This is a genomic window from Nocardia xishanensis NBRC 101358, assembly GCF_001613365.1.
Taxonomy (GTDB): Bacteria; Actinomycetota; Actinomycetes; order Mycobacteriales; family Mycobacteriaceae; genus Nocardia; species Nocardia xishanensis.
In genome coordinates, this window is record NZ_BDCF01000009.1 from 194,251 (window position 1) to 210,510 (window position 16,260).

Consider the following 16,260-nt stretch of genomic DNA (forward strand, 5'->3'; position numbering starts at 1 on the left):
ACCCGGTATCGACCGTCTTCCACCGGCCGAGCTGAACAAGAGTCCCAGGGAACTGTACTGTGTTCCGCGAACGTGAGCACTGTTCGGGGGAGGAACCATGCCTTCAAAACCCACCACTCGCTGGCAGGTGAGTGGTTATCGCTTCCTGGTTCGGCGGATGGAGCACGCACTGGTGCGCCGGGACGTCCGCATGCTGCACGATCCGATGCGCTCGCAGTCCCGCGCCTACGCGGCGGGTCTCGTGCTGGCCTGCGTCGTGCTCGCGGGTTGCGGCATCCTCGCGCTGCTCCGCCCGCAGGACAAGATCAACAACAATGTGCTGCTGATCGGCAAGGAATCCGGCGGCGTCTACGTGGTGATCGACGGTGTGGTGCACCCGGCGCTGAACCTGGCCTCGGCCCGCCTCGCCTCCGGTGAGTCGGGCAAGGCGGTGATCGTCAAGGAGTCCGAACTCGGCAAGAAGCCGCGCGGCCAGCTGATCGGAATCCCAGGCGCGCCAGCGGCTTTGCGCTACGACAAGGACGGCAAGGGCCGGGCATGGACCGTCTGCGACGTGATGAAGGTCGACGGTTCCAAGGACCTCACCACCACTGTCCTCGCGGGCGATCTGGAGCTCGGTGAGAAGGCCTCGGCGCTGCCCGCGGACCAGGCGCTGCTGGTGAAGGTGAAGGAGCAGGCGTACCTGGTCTACAACGAGACCCGCGCCCGCGTCGACATGACCGACCGCAGGGTGACCGACGCGCTCGGCATCACCGGCGCCACCCCTCGTCCGGTCAGCGAGGGACTGATCAACGCGATTCCCGAAGTGCCGCAGATCATTCCGCCGAAGATCAACGATCCCGGCGCGAGCGTGAGCTACCCGATCGGCGGGCATCGCGTTGGCGACGTGGTGCAGGTGTCCAGCGAGCCGGACGTGGATTACGTGGTGCTCCAGGACGGTCTGCAGCAGGTGTCCAAGCTGACCGCCGACATCATCGGCAACACCCACCGCCCGTCGTCGAGCAACACCGTCATCGCCCAGACCGACAAGGTGAGCGCACCGCCCGCCAGATCGCTTGCGGTGGACACCTATCCGCGGTCGCGGCCGAGCATCGTCGAGGTCAAGGACCGTCCGATCAGCTGCCTTTCGTGGAAGCCGAACCCGGCCGCCGCCGACAACAAGGACGGCGGCAAGCGCGCCGATCTCTCGGTGATCGCGGGCGTCGCGCTACCGATGCCGGACAAGGCGAAGGCGGTGCCGCTGGCCCAAGCGGACGGATCGGGGCCGAACGCGGACTCGGTGTACGTGCCGCCAGGCACCGGCGTGTTCGTCCAGACCACCGGCATCGAACCCGACAGCAGGCGCAAGGATTCCCTCTTCTACGTCGCCGACACCGGTGTCCGCTACGGCATCAAGAACGCCGACGCGCAGAAGGCACTCGGCATGGACGCCGAAGCCGGGGTGAAACCCGAGCCCGCGCCTTGGCCGATCATCGGTCTGCTCGCCAACGGGCCCACCCTCGGGCGTGAGGAAGCGATGGTGGCGCACGACGGTGTCGCGCCAGACCCGTCACCGGCTGCCAAGCCTGTCGGCAATCAGCAGAAGTAGTGGTCCGCCGGGTCAGCGCCGGTCGGCGTCGGCTTCGCGCAGGGTGGCGACTTCGCCGCGGAGCGCGCGGACTTCGTCCAGCAGCACGGCGATCTCCCGATCGGTGCGCTCGGTGCTGGCCTCGACGGACTTCAGCTGGTCGATCACCCAGCTCGTCGTGGTGCCGATCGCGAAGCTGATCAGGCCGATACCGAAGGTCATCAGGATCAAGGAGATCAAGCGGCCCTCGGTGGTCACCGGGTAGATGTCGCCGTAGCCGACGGTGGTCACCGAGACCGCCGACCACCACAGCGCGTCACCGAAATCGGTGACCTTGCTGTCGGCCGCACCGTACTCGGCATCGAAGAACGCCAGGCTGCACAGCAGCAGGATCAGTGTCGAGCTGGCGCCGACGAACACCGCGAGCCGGGCGCGCGTGACGGTGTTGCGATTCAACGTGTCCAACAGCAGCAGCGCCGCCCGCAACAGCCGCAGCGGGCGGAACGGCGGCAGCGCCACGATCAGCAACTCCAGCGGATGACGCCGCACGAACCGGAGCCGGTCCGTCGACAGCCACAGCCGCACCCCGAAGTCGACCGCGAACAGCGCCCAGATCAGGACGTCGACACCGGTCAGCCAGGAGTCGAGCCGCGGCGAGGCGCCGGTGTCGAGCACGTGCCACGCGTAGACGCCGAGGAACGTCACCGCCAACGCCATCATCGGGACGTTGGTGGCGCGTTCCCACGCCTGCCTGCGGGTCGGTTGTCGAGAGTCGGTCATGGAACTGCCTACGTGCCTGGTGGAAGGTCCGCCGCGCCCTCGGGCGCGAACTTTCGCAGACACTACGCGAGACCGATCCGCCCCCGCGGGCGGGCGGTTACATATCGTCCGAGGTGACGCCGAAGCGGCGGCGGATCGGGAACGACGCGAGATAGCCGAGGATCAACGCGGTCGCGATGACACCGGTGCCGATCAGCGCGACATTGCGCGCGGTGTTGTCCGGCGGCGGTGGCGGCGCGGGCACCGCGAGCTGTTCGCTCCTCGGCGGTGTCGGCCGCTTCGGCGGCAGCTTGTCCGGCACCGCGTTGGTCAACGCCGCGATCGGGTCGACCGCGCCATAGCCGATGTACTGGTTCCAGCCTTCGGCGGGCGCGTGCGCGGTGGCTTGGATGCGCCGGATGACCTCGCGCGCGCTCATTTCCGGGAAGCGAGCCCGCACCAGCGCGACGACACCGGAGACCAGCGGAGTGGCGAAGCTGGTACCGCTGATCGGGTTCTGCTGTCCGCGCTGATCGACCGCGCCGATGGCGGTGCCGTCGCCGCGCGGGTTCAGCGAGATCATGTTCTCGCCGGTCGCGGCCACGCTCAGCCATGGGCCCGGCACGGTGAACTTGGACGGCGAGCCGTTCTGGTCGATCGAGCCGACCGCGAGCACATAGTCGTCCCAGCGCGCCGGGCTGACGTTGACCTGCACGTTGCTCCACGGATCCGACGTGGGATCGAGCGGGTCGATCACCTTGTTCACCGGCTTGCACGGCTCGCTGTCGTTGTTGCCCGCGGCGGCGACCACCACGACATTGCTGTCGAGCGCGTACTGCAGCGCGGCGCCGATCGATCCGTCGACCTCGTTCGACGAGCCGCACCACACCTCGGAGATGTTGATGACGGTCGCGCCCTTGTCCACCGCGCGCACGATCGCCGACGCCATGGTCGCGAGGGTGCCGTAGCCGTCGGGCATGGCGTCGGGAGCCTTGTTCCTGGAAGCGCCTTCGCGCTGATACATCTTGCTGGTCTGGCGGATGCTGATGATGCGCGCCTCCGGCGCCACACCGGCGAAGCCTTGGCCGTCGACCTGCGAGGCCGCGATCAGCCCGGCGACGAATGTGCCGTGGCCGTCGCAGTCTTCGGTGCCGTCCCCGCCCGCGGCCACGAAATCGCCGCCCGCCTCCATGCCGGGCAGCCGGGGGTGCCGCGCCACGCCGGTGTCGATGACCGCGACCACCTGGCCCTCGCCCTTGGAGAACTTCCAGGCGTGCTCGAGATCGAGCGCACGCTGTGCCGCGGGAATGGTCGGTCCGTCGCCACCGGTCACGATGTCGGCGCAGTTCGAGTTCGGCGGGCGTTCGGTCTTCTCCGGCGGCGCGGCGGGCTCGCCTGCAGGCCGCAGCCCGGGATTCACCGCTGGTGGCCGATCGGCATGCGCCACACCGTATCCGGAGCCGACGCCGAAGGATGCGGAAAGGCCGAGCGTCACCGCGACCGCGGCGACGCGCCAGTGCGCGTTCACAGCCCGCGGACGAGGGAGTAGAGCGAGGCCACCCAGAACACCAGCGGCAGCACCGCCGCGACGAACGCGTACTCGAGCAGCTCGACGCCGCGGCGCATCGGCGGCGTCGCCGTCTGGTTCGGGATGATGATGCCCAGGATCAGCGCGGCCACCAGGATCAGCATCGCCGCGCCGAAGATGGCCAGCGGCATGTCCATTTCGAAACTCGCGCCGATCAACATGATCAGCACGATCGACGCGCCGCCCGCGATCAGCACGACAGCCTGCTCGGCGCCCGCGTAGGTACGGCTGCGGAACATCAGCACCGCGGCGCAGACCAGCGCCAGCGCGATGCCCTGCCAGTACGGGTCGCCCGACTCGGGATCGGTGGCGGCCAGCGCGCCCGCGACGGTGACCAGCGTGGTCGCGGAGACCAGGCCGGCGAGGTACATCCTGGCCCGTTCCGACTTCACCCGCAGCACCTCCATGGTGGGCAGCGCGCGGTGGTCGTCTGGATCGTCCTCGGTGGGGTCGATCGGGGTGCCGGGCGAAGGCACCGGCGGCAACGGCAGTTTCGCCAACAGCATCGAAACCCGTGGCGACAGCGAAAGACCCGCGAGTCCGAGCGCCGCGGCCACCGCGCCGATGGCCTTCAGCGGCTGATCGGTGAGCAGCCCGACCAGCGCTGCGGGCACCGCGTACACCGCGAGCGTGGCCGCGCCGATGAACAGCGCGAGACCGACGCCGGTGACGCGCCACGCCAGGATAGCGGTCGCCCCCACGAGCACCGCTCCGAGCAGAATGTGCGCCCAGCCGTAATGATCTGGTACATAGAGCATTCCGGCCGTGAAGGCGGCGGGAAGCGCGCAGCCGCCGAGAACGAGCGCGGTCCGCGTGTCGCCGTACATCCGGCTCAGCACCATGCCCGCGACGACGAGCAGAATGGCCACCGCCAGTGCGATCGAACCGCTGACCCACTCCGGTAGCTCCTCCGGCGCGAGCAACAGGCCGAGGCAGCCGACGATCATCGTCAGCGCGGCCAGCACGGAGCCGGTGATCCGCGCGACCTTCGGGGTCCAGCTGCGGTAGTGGTCGGTGTCCGCGATCGCGACGTTGTACATGATGTCGTCGAACAGCGGTGTCGGCGCGGTGTGCGAAGCGCTCTCCAGCATCAGGAGTTCGCCGTCGCGCACGCCGTGCTCACCGAGGCTGAGCGAGTTGGAGAACGGCGGGTGGCCGATTCTGGCCAGCACCCACTCGGCGGGCTCGAAGCGCTCGCCGTCGTTGTCGAAGTCGTTGGTACGGCTGTGCTGAGCGACCATGTCGACGACGCTCGGGATGACCAGCGCGACCGGCACGTCAACCGGAATCGCCATGTCCACCTGGGTGTGCTTCGCCAGGATCGTCACCCGCGCCAGATCCGGCGCACGGACGATACCGCGCGAGGAGTCTTCGTCGATATGGTCAAGTCGCGCGTGCGTCAAACTTCCCCCAACCTGGTGTTCTACCTCGATTTTCCGCTGACCCGTCGCGCTGGGGGGCGAGCTTGCGACCCTGACGTCGGGGCAGCAGAATGCAGGTCGAACTGTACGACATGTCGGCGGTGGCCTCTACACTGAGCCCGAAGTCGCAGCATGTGAAAAGGGGGGAATTCTTGAGCACCGTCCGGTTCCAGCGCCGTGCTCGTCGGGAGATGCCGCGTACGCCGGGTGGCGAGGTCACCCTCCAGCCGCCGCCCGAAATCCCAAGGGTCACACCGGGCAATCTGCTGATGAAGCTGATGCCCGTCGTGATGGTCATCGGCATGGTCGGCATGATGGCGCTGATGTTCACGCAGGGCGGCGGTATCGCGTCGAACCCGATGAGCATGATGTTCCCGGTCATGATGCTGTTCTCCATGGTCGGCATGTTCGCGGGCCAAGGCGGCGGCAAGGGCCAGAAGGCCGCCGAGGCGAACGAGGATCGCAAGGACTACCTGCGGTACCTGGACCAGGTGCGCAAGGACGTCGACGAGACCGCCAAACAGCAACGCGCATCGGTGGAATGGAGCCACCCCGAACCCGGGCTGATCTGGATGCTCGCGGGTACGAGCCGCATGTGGGAGCGCCGCGCGGGGGACAAGGACTTCTGCCACGCCCGCATCGGCATCGGCGGGCAGCGCCTCGCCACCCGGCTCGTCGCGCCGGAGACCGGCCCGGTCGAGGAATTGGAACCGATCGCCGCGGTGTCGCTGCGCCGTTTCGTGCGCGCCCACTCGACGGTGCCCGACCTGCCGACCGCGATCGCGGTGAAGGGTTTCGCGACCATCGCGCTGGACGGCGACCGGGCCGAGGCGCGCGACATGGTGCGCGCGATGTTGTTGCAGCTGTGCATGTTCCAGGGTCCCGACCAGGTGCTCGTCGCGGTCGTCTGCGGCCCTGACACCGCGCGCGAGTGGGAGTGGACCAAGTGGCTGCCGCACACCCAGCATCCCGACGCCCAGGACGGCATCGGCACCCAGCGCATGTTCTACGGCTCGATCCGGGAGGCCACCGCCAGTCTGCATCCGCTGCTGGCCAATCGCGTCCGCTATTCGCGTAACCAGCCCGCGAACGCCGGTCTCGTGCAGGTCATCATCGTGGTCGACGGCGGTCTGCTCGAGGCGGAGGACGACCATCTGCGCGAATCCGGGTACGAGGGCGTCACCATCATCGATCTGTGCGGATACGCGCCGCGGCTGGCGGTTTCGCGCGGCATCAAGATGATCGTCGAGAACGGCGAGTGCGTCGGCCGCGGCGCCACCGGCAACCAGGAGCGGTTCGCGCTCATCGACCGGGTCAGCGCGCACCAAGCGCAGCAGGCCGCGCGCAGGCTCGCGCCGTACCGCGCAGCCACCCAGCGCAGCAGCGACGTGGAAACCGAGGACGCCGAGGTCATCTCGACGTGGGCGCAGCTGATGAGCCTCGGCGACATCGGCTCGTTCAACCCGGAGAGCGCCTGGCGTCCGCGCTACGGCAGGGAGCGGCTGCGCGTCGCGTTCGGTGTCGACGCCGCCGGTCTGCCCATCGAGCTCGATATCAAGGAAGCCGCCGAGAACGGCATGGGCCCGCACGGTCTGTGCATCGGCGCCACCGGTTCCGGTAAGTCCGAGTTCCTGCGCACCCTGGTACTGAGCCTGCTCGCCACCCATTCGCCCGATCAGCTCAACCTGGTGCTCGTCGACTTCAAGGGTGGTGCGACGTTCCTCGGTCTGGAAGGCGTGCCGCACGTCGCGGCCGTCATCACCAACCTCGAGGAAGAGGCCGACCTCGTCGACCGTATGAAGGACGCGCTGGCCGGTGAGATGAACCGCCGCCAGGAAGTGCTGCGCCAAGCGGGCAACTTCGCCAACGTCTCCGAATACGAGAAAGCCCGCGCGGCGGGCGCCGATCTCGATCCGCTGCCCGCGCTGTTCGTGGTGCTCGACGAGTTCTCCGAACTGCTCACCCAGCACCCGGATTTCGCCGAACTGTTCGTGATGATCGGCCGCCTCGGCCGCTCGCTGCACGTGCACCTGCTGCTCGCCTCGCAGCGGCTGGAGGAGGGCAAACTCAAGGGGCTCGAGAGCCACCTGTCCTACCGGATCGGTCTGAAGACGTTCTCCGCCAACGAATCCCGTCAGGTGCTCGGCGTCCCCGACGCTTACAACCTGCCCAACAGCCCCGGTGGCGGCTACCTCAAGTCCGACTCCGGCGAGATCCAGCGGTTCCAGGCCTCCTACGTCTCTGGCGCGTACGTCGGCGGCGGCTCGCAGCGCGAGGTCACCCAGGCGGGCGTCGCCGGCGGCGAGATCGACGTGAAGGCAAGGCCTTTTACCGCCCATCACGTGGACTTCCGCGCCATCGACCGGGTTCCGCTGCCCTCGCAGGCCAACCACGAGCCGGAGGAGCACCGCACCGAAGAGGGCGAGCAGATCTCGAACCTCAACATGCTTGTCTCGCGCATCCGCGGCCACGGCCGTCCGGCGCACGAGATCTGGCTGCCGCCGCTCGAGGAGGCGCCGACCCTGGATCAGCTCATCCCGCGCTCGATCCTCACCGGCGAGTACTCGGCCGTCGCGACGCTGCGCGCGCCGATCGGCATCGTCGACCGCCCGTACGACCAGCGTCGCGATCCCTTGGTCGTCGACCTCTCCGGTTCCCGAGGCAATGTCGCGGTGGTCGGCGGTCCGCAGTCCGGCAAGTCGACCGCGCTGCGCACCATGATCATGGCGATGTCGATGACGCACACCGCCGAGCAGGTGCAGTTCTACTGCCTCGATTTCGGTGGCGGTACGTTGGCCAGCCTCGAGGGCCTGCCGCACGTCGGCTCGGTGGCCAGCCGTCTGGACGAGGACAAGGTCCGGCGCACCATCGCCGAGATGACCACCATCGTCCGCCAGCGCGAGGCGCGCTTCCGCCAGCTCGGCATCGAGTCGATGGCGGAGTTCCGTCGCCTGCGTTCGATGGATCCCTCCAGCAGTCCGGCCGCGGCCGGCGCGCACGAGGACCCGTTCGGCGACGTCTTCCTGGTGATCGACGGCTTCGGCTCGATTCGCCAGGACTTCGACCCGCTCGAGCAGCCGATCATGAACCTCGCGGTGCAGGGTCTTTCGTATGGCGTGCACGTCGTCATCGCGCTGGCCCGCTGGGCCGAGGCCCGTCCCGCACTCAAGGATCAGATCGGCACCCGCATCGAGCTGCGGCTCGGTGACCCGATGGACTCCGACCTCGGCCGCAAGTTCGCGGCGCTGGTCCCGATGGGCCGCCCCGGCCGCGGTATGACGCCGGACTGCCTGCACATGCTGACCGGTCTGCCGCGCATCGACGGGAGCGCCGACCCGACCACGCTCGGCCAGGCCGTCGCCGACGCCGTCGCGACCATCGCGCGCCTGACCCCGGGCAGGCACGCGCCCGCCGCGCGCATGCTGCCCGAGGTACTGCCACGGGAGCAGCTGCTGCAACTGGCCGGGAATTGGCCATCGCAGCTCAACGCGGGCGTCAAGAACGTGCGAATCCCGCTCGGCATCAACGAATCCGAGCTCGCACCGGTCTACATCGACTTCAACGAGAGCCCGCACTTCGTCATCATCGGTGACACCGAGTCGGGCAAGACGACGCTGCTGCGCTCGATCATCGAGGGCATCGCCGCCGCCAACTCGCCGAACGAGGCCCGCTTCATCCTCGGCGACTACCGGCGCACCATGCTCGGCCTCGTGCCCGACGGCTACCTCGCCGGATACGGCTCCACCGCACCGCAATTCACGCAGAACATGAACGACCTGGCCGCCTACGTCGCCCAGCGCACGCCAGGCCCGGATGTCACGCCGCAGCAGCTGCGCGAAAGGTCGTGGTGGAGCGGACCGGAATTGTTCGTCATCGTCGACGACTACGACCTGGTGGCCACCTCCATGGGCAACCCGGTCTCGGCCCTCGTCGAGCACCTGCCGCACGCCCGCGATCTCGGCTTCCACCTGATCGTCGCCCGCCGCGCGGGCGGTGCGAGCCGGGCAATGTACGAGGCCACCATGGCGCGAATGAAGGATCTCGGCTCGGCCGGTCTGATCATGAGCTGCCCGAAGGACGAGGGCGTGCTGATGGGCACGGTGCGGCCGAGCCCGCTGCCGCCCGGCCGCGGTACGTTCATCACCCGTAACGCTCAGGAGCTGATCCAGCTGGCATGGATGCCGGCGGCCGAGTGATGTCGACCGTCGACCTGGTCCTGACGGACACTCGCGTCTGGGCGCGTGGCCCGGCCACGCACTGGGACGCGCCGCCCTCGGTCGTGTTGGGCAGCAACGGAAATCTGGTCGTCGGCGAGTCGTTGAACCCGCCGACCCAGGTCAGCTCCGCCGTCCAATTCGTGCCCGCGGAGCGGATTGCGCTGCTGCCGCGCGTCCCCGCGGTGTCCGAGGCGTTGACCGCGGTCTTCGGCACGGCGCTGGAGAACCTCGGCGTCGCCGTGCCGTGTGAACGCATCACCCTCGTCTGCCCGACCCAGTGGGGCGGCCCCCGGCGCGCCGTGCTGGACGCCGCCGCCCGCCGGTTCGCGCACGACGTGGCGTTCGAGGACATGGCCGCGCGCGCGGTGGCGACCGACGAAGGCACCGCGCGGAGCCGCCGCACCGTCGTATTGGAATTCGGCGCCATCACCACCACCGCCACCGCGGTGACGCGTAGCCACCTCGGCGTGCACGTCGAAGCCTGCGAGTACGAACCGAATCTCGCCGTGGCCGACCTCGGTATCGAGCAGCGCGCCTTCGACATGTTGACCGCCCTGATCACCCGTCTGCTCGACGGCCGCCCGGCGGATGTCGTTCAGGCCGTTGGCGTCTCGGATCCGGCCAAGCTCGACCTCATCGGCGCCGCCGCGCAGCAGACTTGCGGTCCCGACGCCGAGCTGCGGCCGATCTCCGGGGCCGAACTGGTCCGCGGGACGCAGCAGGAACCGGAATACCGCCCCGAAGCGGCCCCGGCGTTGCCCGCCAACGAATGGCTCCAGCCGCTGCGCGAACGCGCCGCCGCCCAGGCCCCGGACCGCCCGATCGCCAAGTACGTCCTCGCGGGCGTCGCCGTTGTCGCCGTAGTGGCAGCGGTCGTCGTAGGTGGCGTCGTCGTATCCGGCGGCTCGGACGAAGCCCCGGCCGCGGCGCCATCCAGCACCGCACCGATCACACTGTCGGTCCCACCCATTCCCTCGCTGCCCCCGACAGACTCGCCGGGACCGCAGGAAACCGTGGGCCGCATCCGTTTCAAGGTGCCGGACGGCTGGCGCCTCACGCCGCCCTCCGGCCAGAACGGCGGCCGCGTCGACCTGTCCCCCCAAGACGGCGCCCGCTATCGAATGACCCTCGTCCAAACCCCGGTCGCCCCGGACGCAGGCTACGAACAGATCGCCGCCAATCTCGAAGCCCAGATGAAACAGAAGCCGTCGATGAGCGACCTCCGCCGCGACGTGGTCTTCGGCGGCCGCTCTGGACTTGCCTATTTGGAACGGCCGGAAGGTTCCACGGTCCAGTGGCACGTGCTCGTGGAACATGGAATCCAGGTCAGCATCGGCTGCCAGTACGTGGGCAACACGTGGAACGGATTCGAGCCGACGTGTGAGAACTTCACGTCGTCGGTGCATGTGGTTCCTTGAGCGGGGAACCGTTCGGCACAAGCTGATTCGGGCCCCCAGCGAAACGCTGGGGGCCCGAATCGCTCGAGTCGATCCAGTCCGAACTCAGAAGAGGTTCGCGAGCGCGGAGTCGGTGCCTTGCAGCTCGGCGTTGCCCTTGCTGACCAGATCCGCGGCACCTTGCAGAGTAGTCTGCAGCTGCGAGGCATGCTGGCCCCAGCTCTTCTGCATTTCCTGGAAGGCCTCGGTGGCAGCACCTGCCTTCCAGCTGTTGTTGACGAAGCCGACAACCGCATTATGGAATTCTTCGAGCATGTTATTGATTCCGTCGGCCTGTCGCTTGATGTCCATTGCACCAGCTTCGACTGCACCGAAATTGGCGGAAATGTTCTGGCTTGACATGTGGGCTCCTAGAATTTGGCGTGAATGTTAGGGAATCAGAGCGGAGGCAGATCCAGGCTGGATGCGTGCTGCTGAACACTCTGTTGGAAGACCTGGTCGCTGTCGGTGAACTTGTTACTGGCTTTCACCATGTTCTCGACGGTCTGGAGGAGCTTGTCGTTGACCTTGTCCGCCTGGTAGTAGTAGCGCTCCATGAAGGAGTCGAAAGCGCGACGGGCGTCACCGTTCCAAGTCGCGGTTGTCGCGTCCTCATGCGCTTTGACGCGATTGATCTCGGCTACCAGTCGAGCGTGCCGGTCTTCGCACTGTTGAGCGAAAGCCTTGAGCGCCTCGGCATCAACGTCTGTGCTTTGTGCGGTCCCTGACATCGGGGAATCCCTTCGTTTCGAGTTATGGTCGATAGGGGCCGAGCCGCTGTCGACCCTTCAGATAGTTGGACGCGCCCGGGGCTCAATCGGTTCCAACCAGTCCAACAATCCCAAGTCCAAGTATCTGTGAAGTCCGCCACCTCTGGGCGGGCTAGGAGCTGCCTGAACCACGGATAGCTGAATGCCCCGGACGTCTCGATCGAGGTATCGACGCATCGATCACCGCCAGCCCCCTGGATCCCCTCCTTCCCCCCTGCTCGGTACGTCGGAACCGGCGAGCGGGCTAGCTTGGATCACGATACCGAATGGCATCCCGATGCGCTAGCACGATCGTGACAGCTGAAACGGCGGTCGGAGACATTGGCGTGATGGACGTGGCGGTACGGGCCTACTTCGTGACGACTTTCGCGATTGCGGGAACAACCTTGTCGACCAACACATTAGGTGATTGGTTTGTCCATACCTGAAAGGCTTGAACGGCGGCAAGATCATCAATAACCACGATCTTGGCAGAGCTGTTCATGATGCCGGCCGGTATGCCGCGAAAACCCCCATTACCGGCCTCGCGGTCGGTCCTCAAGACCAACACGACGTCGGAGTGGATGGTGAGAAAGCTGCTGATAGACAGCTGGCGCGGAGACTTCTCGTCGCCGACCTTCTTGTACTCTGTATTGTATTGGAAGCCGATGTCCTGCAAGAAGTCCGCCTGATCACTGGGAGTCAATGCCACGGTCAGAGTGGAGTCTCCGAGATTCAGGGCAGTGATCGTATTTCCGCTGAACTGAGGATATTTGGTGCGGGTTTCCGCCAGCAGGTCTACTCCTCCGGCGTTGGGGGAGGCGGACTGTCGGGTGAAGTAGAACGTCCCTGCTGCGACTGCTGTCGCGATCACCAGGGTCAGGATCGTCGGAACGAGGATCTTGCGAACGCGTGAGCGGCGACGGGTGCGGTCGCTGCGGACGGTTGTTTTGAGGCTCGGATCGGTGCTCCCCGGAGCGTGTGCGATCGGAAAATTGGGTTCGGTTGGATTCGGGGCCAACGGAATCCGAGGATTGTTCGCGCGCCCAGCGAACGATGCGCCGCGATCTAGCAGGTGTGTAGACACCGGCGCTTGAGGAGAAGGCGTGCCGTAGAGCGCGGCCTCGGCATCATGGGTGAACGCGCGACATGTGTTGTATCGATCGGCGGGGTCCTTTGCCATGGCCTTCTCGATGACCGCATCGAGCGCGGCGGGTAGTCCTGGACGGGCCGCGCTCACCTTCGGTGGCGGCTCGTGCAGATGGCCCATCATGACCACTGCGGGCATCGTCGAAGGATATGGGTTCTGACCAGTCAACAGCTTGTAGAACGCGCAGGCGAGGCTGTAGATATCGGCGCGATGGTCGAGCCGGTCACCGACGAGTTGCTCGGGCGGTGCATAGGCAACCGTCGCCATGAAATTGCCGGTAGCCGTGAGGTCCTGGCCATCCTCCGCGGACTTGGCGACGCCGAAGTCGGTCAGCAGGACGCGCTCTTCTTCTCCTTCGTCGGCAGCGGAGAGCAGGAAGTTCGCCGGCTTCACGTCGCGGTGTAGAAGCCCGCGCCGATGCGCGTAGTCCAAGCCTTTGCCGACTTCGGAAACGATGCGTAATGCCCGCTCGGGTGGCATGGCCGAGGGGCCTTTCTGTACTTCCGCGGCGGCGTCCGTCCCGTCGACGTACTGCATGGCGATCCACAGTTGGCCGCTCTCTTCGCCGCGGTTGTAGACCGCGACGATGTTCGGATGGTCCAGACCCGCAGCAAGATTGGCTTCTCTCTCGAACCGTGCTCGGAACTCTGGATCCGTCGAGAGGTCGGCACTGAGGACCTTCAGAGCGTCGCGTCGCGGCAGTATCGGGTTCTGGGCAAGATACACCGTCCCCATGCCACCGCTGCCAAGAAGTTGTAGCACGCGATAGCCGCCCACGATTGTGCCGGGGCGCAACGCCATTCGGTCCTCCTCGACGGATGTTGAGAGCCCGGAACTTCGAGCCTTGGAAGAATCTAGCAAGCGGTGGGATCTCGTGCGGCCGACCGCCACTCGGGCAGACATCGTCTGCCTTGCCTCGGGTCAGGCGCTGACCAAGAGCTTGTACTGTGCTGCTGTGCGTTGGTGTAAGTCCTGAACGTTTCGCCCATATACCTGTGCCACGTGGCGATCTACCGCAAACCAACACACAGGCGGATGTTCCCATGCGGATGAACTCCCAGGTTTGGCGCCGAAGCACTGGGCAATCGGCATGTTGGGAGGACTGTCCACCTTCACGTAATTCTCATCCACTGCTACGAGCGGACGGAGTGCGGCAATCAGCCGTGTTGTGCTGTCGTGATCTCGAGTGCGGTAGACGAAGGTCCTTCCGCTGACCGTGAGGTAGTCGAGACCGGCGTCGTCGTAGGCCGCCCTGGCCAGATCTGGATGGGACTCGGGATGAAGCGCGGCGCGTTTGGGGTAGACCCCGGTCGGGTCTGAGCCCTTGGCGGGGAGCTCCTCTTTGGTTGGTGGCATCGTTCGACTGAGCAAGCCGTCCACATCGATGGGAAGCGAACCGATCTTGTCGACCGGTGTTGGCGAGTAGCTCTTCAGCATCTCGATCTGCTTATCGAAGGCCCGCTTGACCAGATCGGCCGCCCGGGCCGGCTCGAATGGGCTGCTGATCGGATCCTCGATGCGCAGATGAACGACAATGTCCCCAAGAGCGATCCAGGAGTTCATCGCGGCGGGGTGGTATTCGAACCTCTCGACAACTTTGGTGCGAGCCTGTGGGTAGCCCGGGATGCCGAAAGATTCGCCGCTGGTCCGATCGGCGAGAGCTTGGAAAGCTGAGTTGGCCTGCTCCGGGGTGGCGAATCGGATCACGTACAGTCCGGCTGAACTGCCGAGTCCGTATTCTTCCCGTCGTTGACCGCGGGTGTGCCAACCGGCAACCACGCCTGGCGCCACTGAATTGAATTCATCGAGGCCTATTCTGGTCGCGGCGTACACATCCGGTGGATCGTTTGGAGTGATGATCGCTTGGCCGAATGATCTGCTGCGTTCATGGATGAATCTACCGTCGATCTCCATGAGGAGTGGCATGGCGCTACCGATTCTGATCGCTTCCAAAATCGCGCCCGTATCGGAAGTTCTCGTTTTCTCGACATCTGATGGTGTAACGGGATAGTTCCCGGAGTCCAGCTTTGCTACATCGATCTTGTCTGGTTCCGCGGCAGAATTGTTTCCGTCATTACCTCCGCAAGCGCTCGTCGTGAGCGTCAGAGCGATCAGTGCGGCAAACGCACGAAGGTGTGGTCGCATGGCTCGGTCACTCACTCTTCACTAGAATCGAGTATTGTGCGGCTGCGCGCTCTTGGAGCGGTCGATCGACCCTCGATAGTTGGGGGGTTGATGAAATTACAACCGCGACGTAGCGGTTGTACACAACGGCACATAAACTCGTGTAGCTTCGATTCGGGTCTGGCAGGTCGAGTTTCAAGCACCGTGCATCGATCAGGCCAGGAGGGGGATCCATTATTTGGTCGTCTTTCCCCGGTCGCGTCAATGCGGTCTGTAGTTGAATTGCGGCAGCGAGGTCACGTGACCTATACACCGTCCCTGCGCGGTTTCCGACGAGATCGACACCGCTTCGTTCGAACTGCTGGCGGACCTCGATGGGGTTTCGTAGGAAGTGGAGAAACCCTGAGGGTTCGAAGACTCCGAAATCTTCCTCGAAGAGACTCATGAAAGGGTCGCTGTAGTCTTTGGCCTTCGGAGCGGCGCGTCGCATGATGCCACCAGGATCAATCGGCAGGTCCAGGAGATCATCGAGCGGTATCGGTTGTTGCTTGTCGAGCTGGGTGATCTGCATGCCGATCGCCTTCTTCAAGATGTCGGCCAGTCTGGCTTCGCCGGGTTCCGGCAACCCTGCGTTCGTTATCACCACATAGGGACCGTGCGGCTGGAATGATATCGCTGTGAGCCCATCCGCCGAGGTTGCGTGTGCATCGGGGTATCCGTCGATCGGAATGGTATGGCGTTCGCGCTGTTCCCTCGTGATTCGGTCGAATTCGTCGGCCGCATTCTTTGCTGCGGTATCGGTGGGGAACCGCAGCACGGAGATGATCAACTTCTTGGAACTGCGCAAGCTGCCGTTTGTTCGGCTCGAGTAAGCACCCGCAATCAGGCCGAGTTTATCTGCGACTGGGCCATACTCTTTTGGGAATGCGCCATCGACTGTCATGCTGAAAGAATCGGCCATCAACCGGACGTAACCGAGATGAGTAAGATCGCTGTCCACATCGAATGGGTGTACAAGGACATTCAATATCCGCCGAGCTTCGATGAATTGTACGTTCCTCGTGCTGTCGAGTGTGCGGAGCTCGAACGCGGTGGGTTCCTTCTCGTGGCCTCCGGTGGTGAGTGAATCCAGGTCGACCGGCGTGAGTCCAGGTTGTGGATGTCCCTCGATGGAGCTCGCGCAACTTGTACCGACGATCAACGCGACTGCTAATGTGGCGATCAGCCCGAATCTGGTTTTCACGTGAGA

The 16,260-nt window shown here is 65.6% G+C and carries 11 protein-coding genes; 3 read left to right on the forward strand and 8 right to left on the reverse strand.

Annotated elements, in window-relative coordinates; translation table 11 throughout:
* Nucleotides 1-97 precede the first annotated feature (97 nt).
* The gene (gene eccB / locus NX1_RS10290) at nt 98-1,588 is read left to right on the forward strand and encodes a type VII secretion protein EccB (RefSeq protein ID WP_068057025.1); all 1,491 of its coding nucleotides are present in this window, start codon (nt 98-100) and stop codon (nt 1,586-1,588) included.
* Between the two features lie 12 nt (nt 1,589-1,600).
* Here the strand turns inward: eccB and NX1_RS10295 are convergent, their stop codons facing one another.
* From NX1_RS10295 to eccD, 3 genes are all read right to left on the reverse strand, one after another.
* The gene (locus tag NX1_RS10295; RefSeq protein ID WP_068057027.1) at nt 1,601-2,347 is read right to left on the reverse strand and encodes a potassium channel family protein; all 747 of its coding nucleotides are present in this window, start codon (nt 2,345-2,347) and stop codon (nt 1,601-1,603) included.
* Between the two features lie 97 nt (nt 2,348-2,444).
* Nucleotides 2,445-3,854, reverse strand: coding sequence for a type VII secretion-associated serine protease mycosin (gene mycP / locus NX1_RS10300; protein ID WP_245668424.1), 1,410 nt, complete (start codon nt 3,852-3,854; stop codon nt 2,445-2,447).
* Nucleotides 3,851-5,317 (reverse strand): type VII secretion integral membrane protein EccD, encoded by a 1,467-nt coding sequence (gene eccD / locus NX1_RS10305; RefSeq protein WP_068057028.1) that lies wholly within the window; start codon nt 5,315-5,317, stop codon nt 3,851-3,853. Before eccD ends, mycP begins: the two co-directional genes overlap by 4 nt.
* A gap of 170 nt (nt 5,318-5,487) precedes the next feature.
* Here eccD and eccCa point away from each other — a divergent pair, with 170 nt between their 5' ends.
* Both eccCa and NX1_RS10315 read left to right on the forward strand, forming a co-directional pair.
* Complete coding sequence (gene eccCa / locus NX1_RS10310) at nt 5,488-9,531, forward strand: type VII secretion protein EccCa (protein WP_084501307.1); 4,044 nt, start codon at nt 5,488-5,490, stop codon at nt 9,529-9,531.
* Nucleotides 9,510-10,970 (forward strand): type VII secretion-associated protein, encoded by a 1,461-nt coding sequence (locus NX1_RS10315; RefSeq protein WP_068057032.1) that lies wholly within the window; start codon nt 9,510-9,512, stop codon nt 10,968-10,970. Before eccCa ends, NX1_RS10315 begins: the two co-directional genes overlap by 22 nt.
* Nucleotides 10,971-11,054: 84 nt before the next feature.
* Here NX1_RS10315 and NX1_RS10320 read toward each other — a convergent pair whose 3' ends face one another.
* The 5 genes from NX1_RS10320 to NX1_RS10340 form a co-directional block, all read right to left on the reverse strand.
* The gene (locus tag NX1_RS10320; protein ID WP_068057034.1) at nt 11,055-11,351 is read right to left on the reverse strand and encodes a WXG100 family type VII secretion target; all 297 of its coding nucleotides are present in this window, start codon (nt 11,349-11,351) and stop codon (nt 11,055-11,057) included.
* Nucleotides 11,352-11,386: 35 nt separating this feature from the next.
* Nucleotides 11,387-11,719, reverse strand: a complete 333-nt coding sequence (locus NX1_RS10325) for a WXG100 family type VII secretion target (protein ID WP_068057036.1) — start codon at nt 11,717-11,719, stop codon at nt 11,387-11,389.
* A 388-nt stretch (nt 11,720-12,107) separates the two neighbouring features.
* Nucleotides 12,108-13,688 carry a serine/threonine-protein kinase gene (locus tag NX1_RS10330; RefSeq protein WP_068057038.1) on the reverse strand — a complete coding sequence of 527 codons (1,581 nt, stop codon included), beginning with the start codon at nt 13,686-13,688 and terminating at the stop codon, nt 12,108-12,110.
* 120 nt (nt 13,689-13,808) lie between these two features.
* Entirely contained in the window at nt 13,809-15,047 is a 1,239-nt protein-coding gene (locus NX1_RS10335) for a DUF7373 family lipoprotein (protein ID WP_157119655.1), read from the reverse strand.
* Nucleotides 15,040-16,254: a DUF7373 family lipoprotein gene (locus tag NX1_RS10340; RefSeq protein WP_068057042.1), complete on the reverse strand. Its 1,215-nt coding sequence runs from the start codon at nt 16,252-16,254 to the stop codon at nt 15,040-15,042. Before NX1_RS10340 ends, NX1_RS10335 begins: the two co-directional genes overlap by 8 nt.
* Nucleotides 16,255-16,260 lie beyond the last annotated feature (6 nt).

Bases quoted from the DNA above. Each gene is read 5' to 3' on its own strand.
- NX1_RS10315 (WP_068057032.1), top strand. From the start codon at position 9,510: ATGGATGCCGGCGGCCGAGTGATGTCGACCGTCGACCTGGTCCTGACG.
- NX1_RS10325 (WP_068057036.1), bottom strand. From the start codon at position 11,719: ATGTCAGGGACCGCACAAAGCACAGACGTTGATGCCGAGGCGCTCAAG.
- eccB (WP_068057025.1), top strand. From the start codon at position 98: ATGCCTTCAAAACCCACCACTCGCTGGCAGGTGAGTGGTTATCGCTTC.
- NX1_RS10330 (WP_068057038.1), bottom strand. From the start codon at position 13,688: ATGGCGTTGCGCCCCGGCACAATCGTGGGCGGCTATCGCGTGCTACAA.
- NX1_RS10320 (WP_068057034.1), bottom strand. From the start codon at position 11,351: ATGTCAAGCCAGAACATTTCCGCCAATTTCGGTGCAGTCGAAGCTGGT.
- NX1_RS10295 (WP_068057027.1), bottom strand. From the start codon at position 2,347: ATGACCGACTCTCGACAACCGACCCGCAGGCAGGCGTGGGAACGCGCC.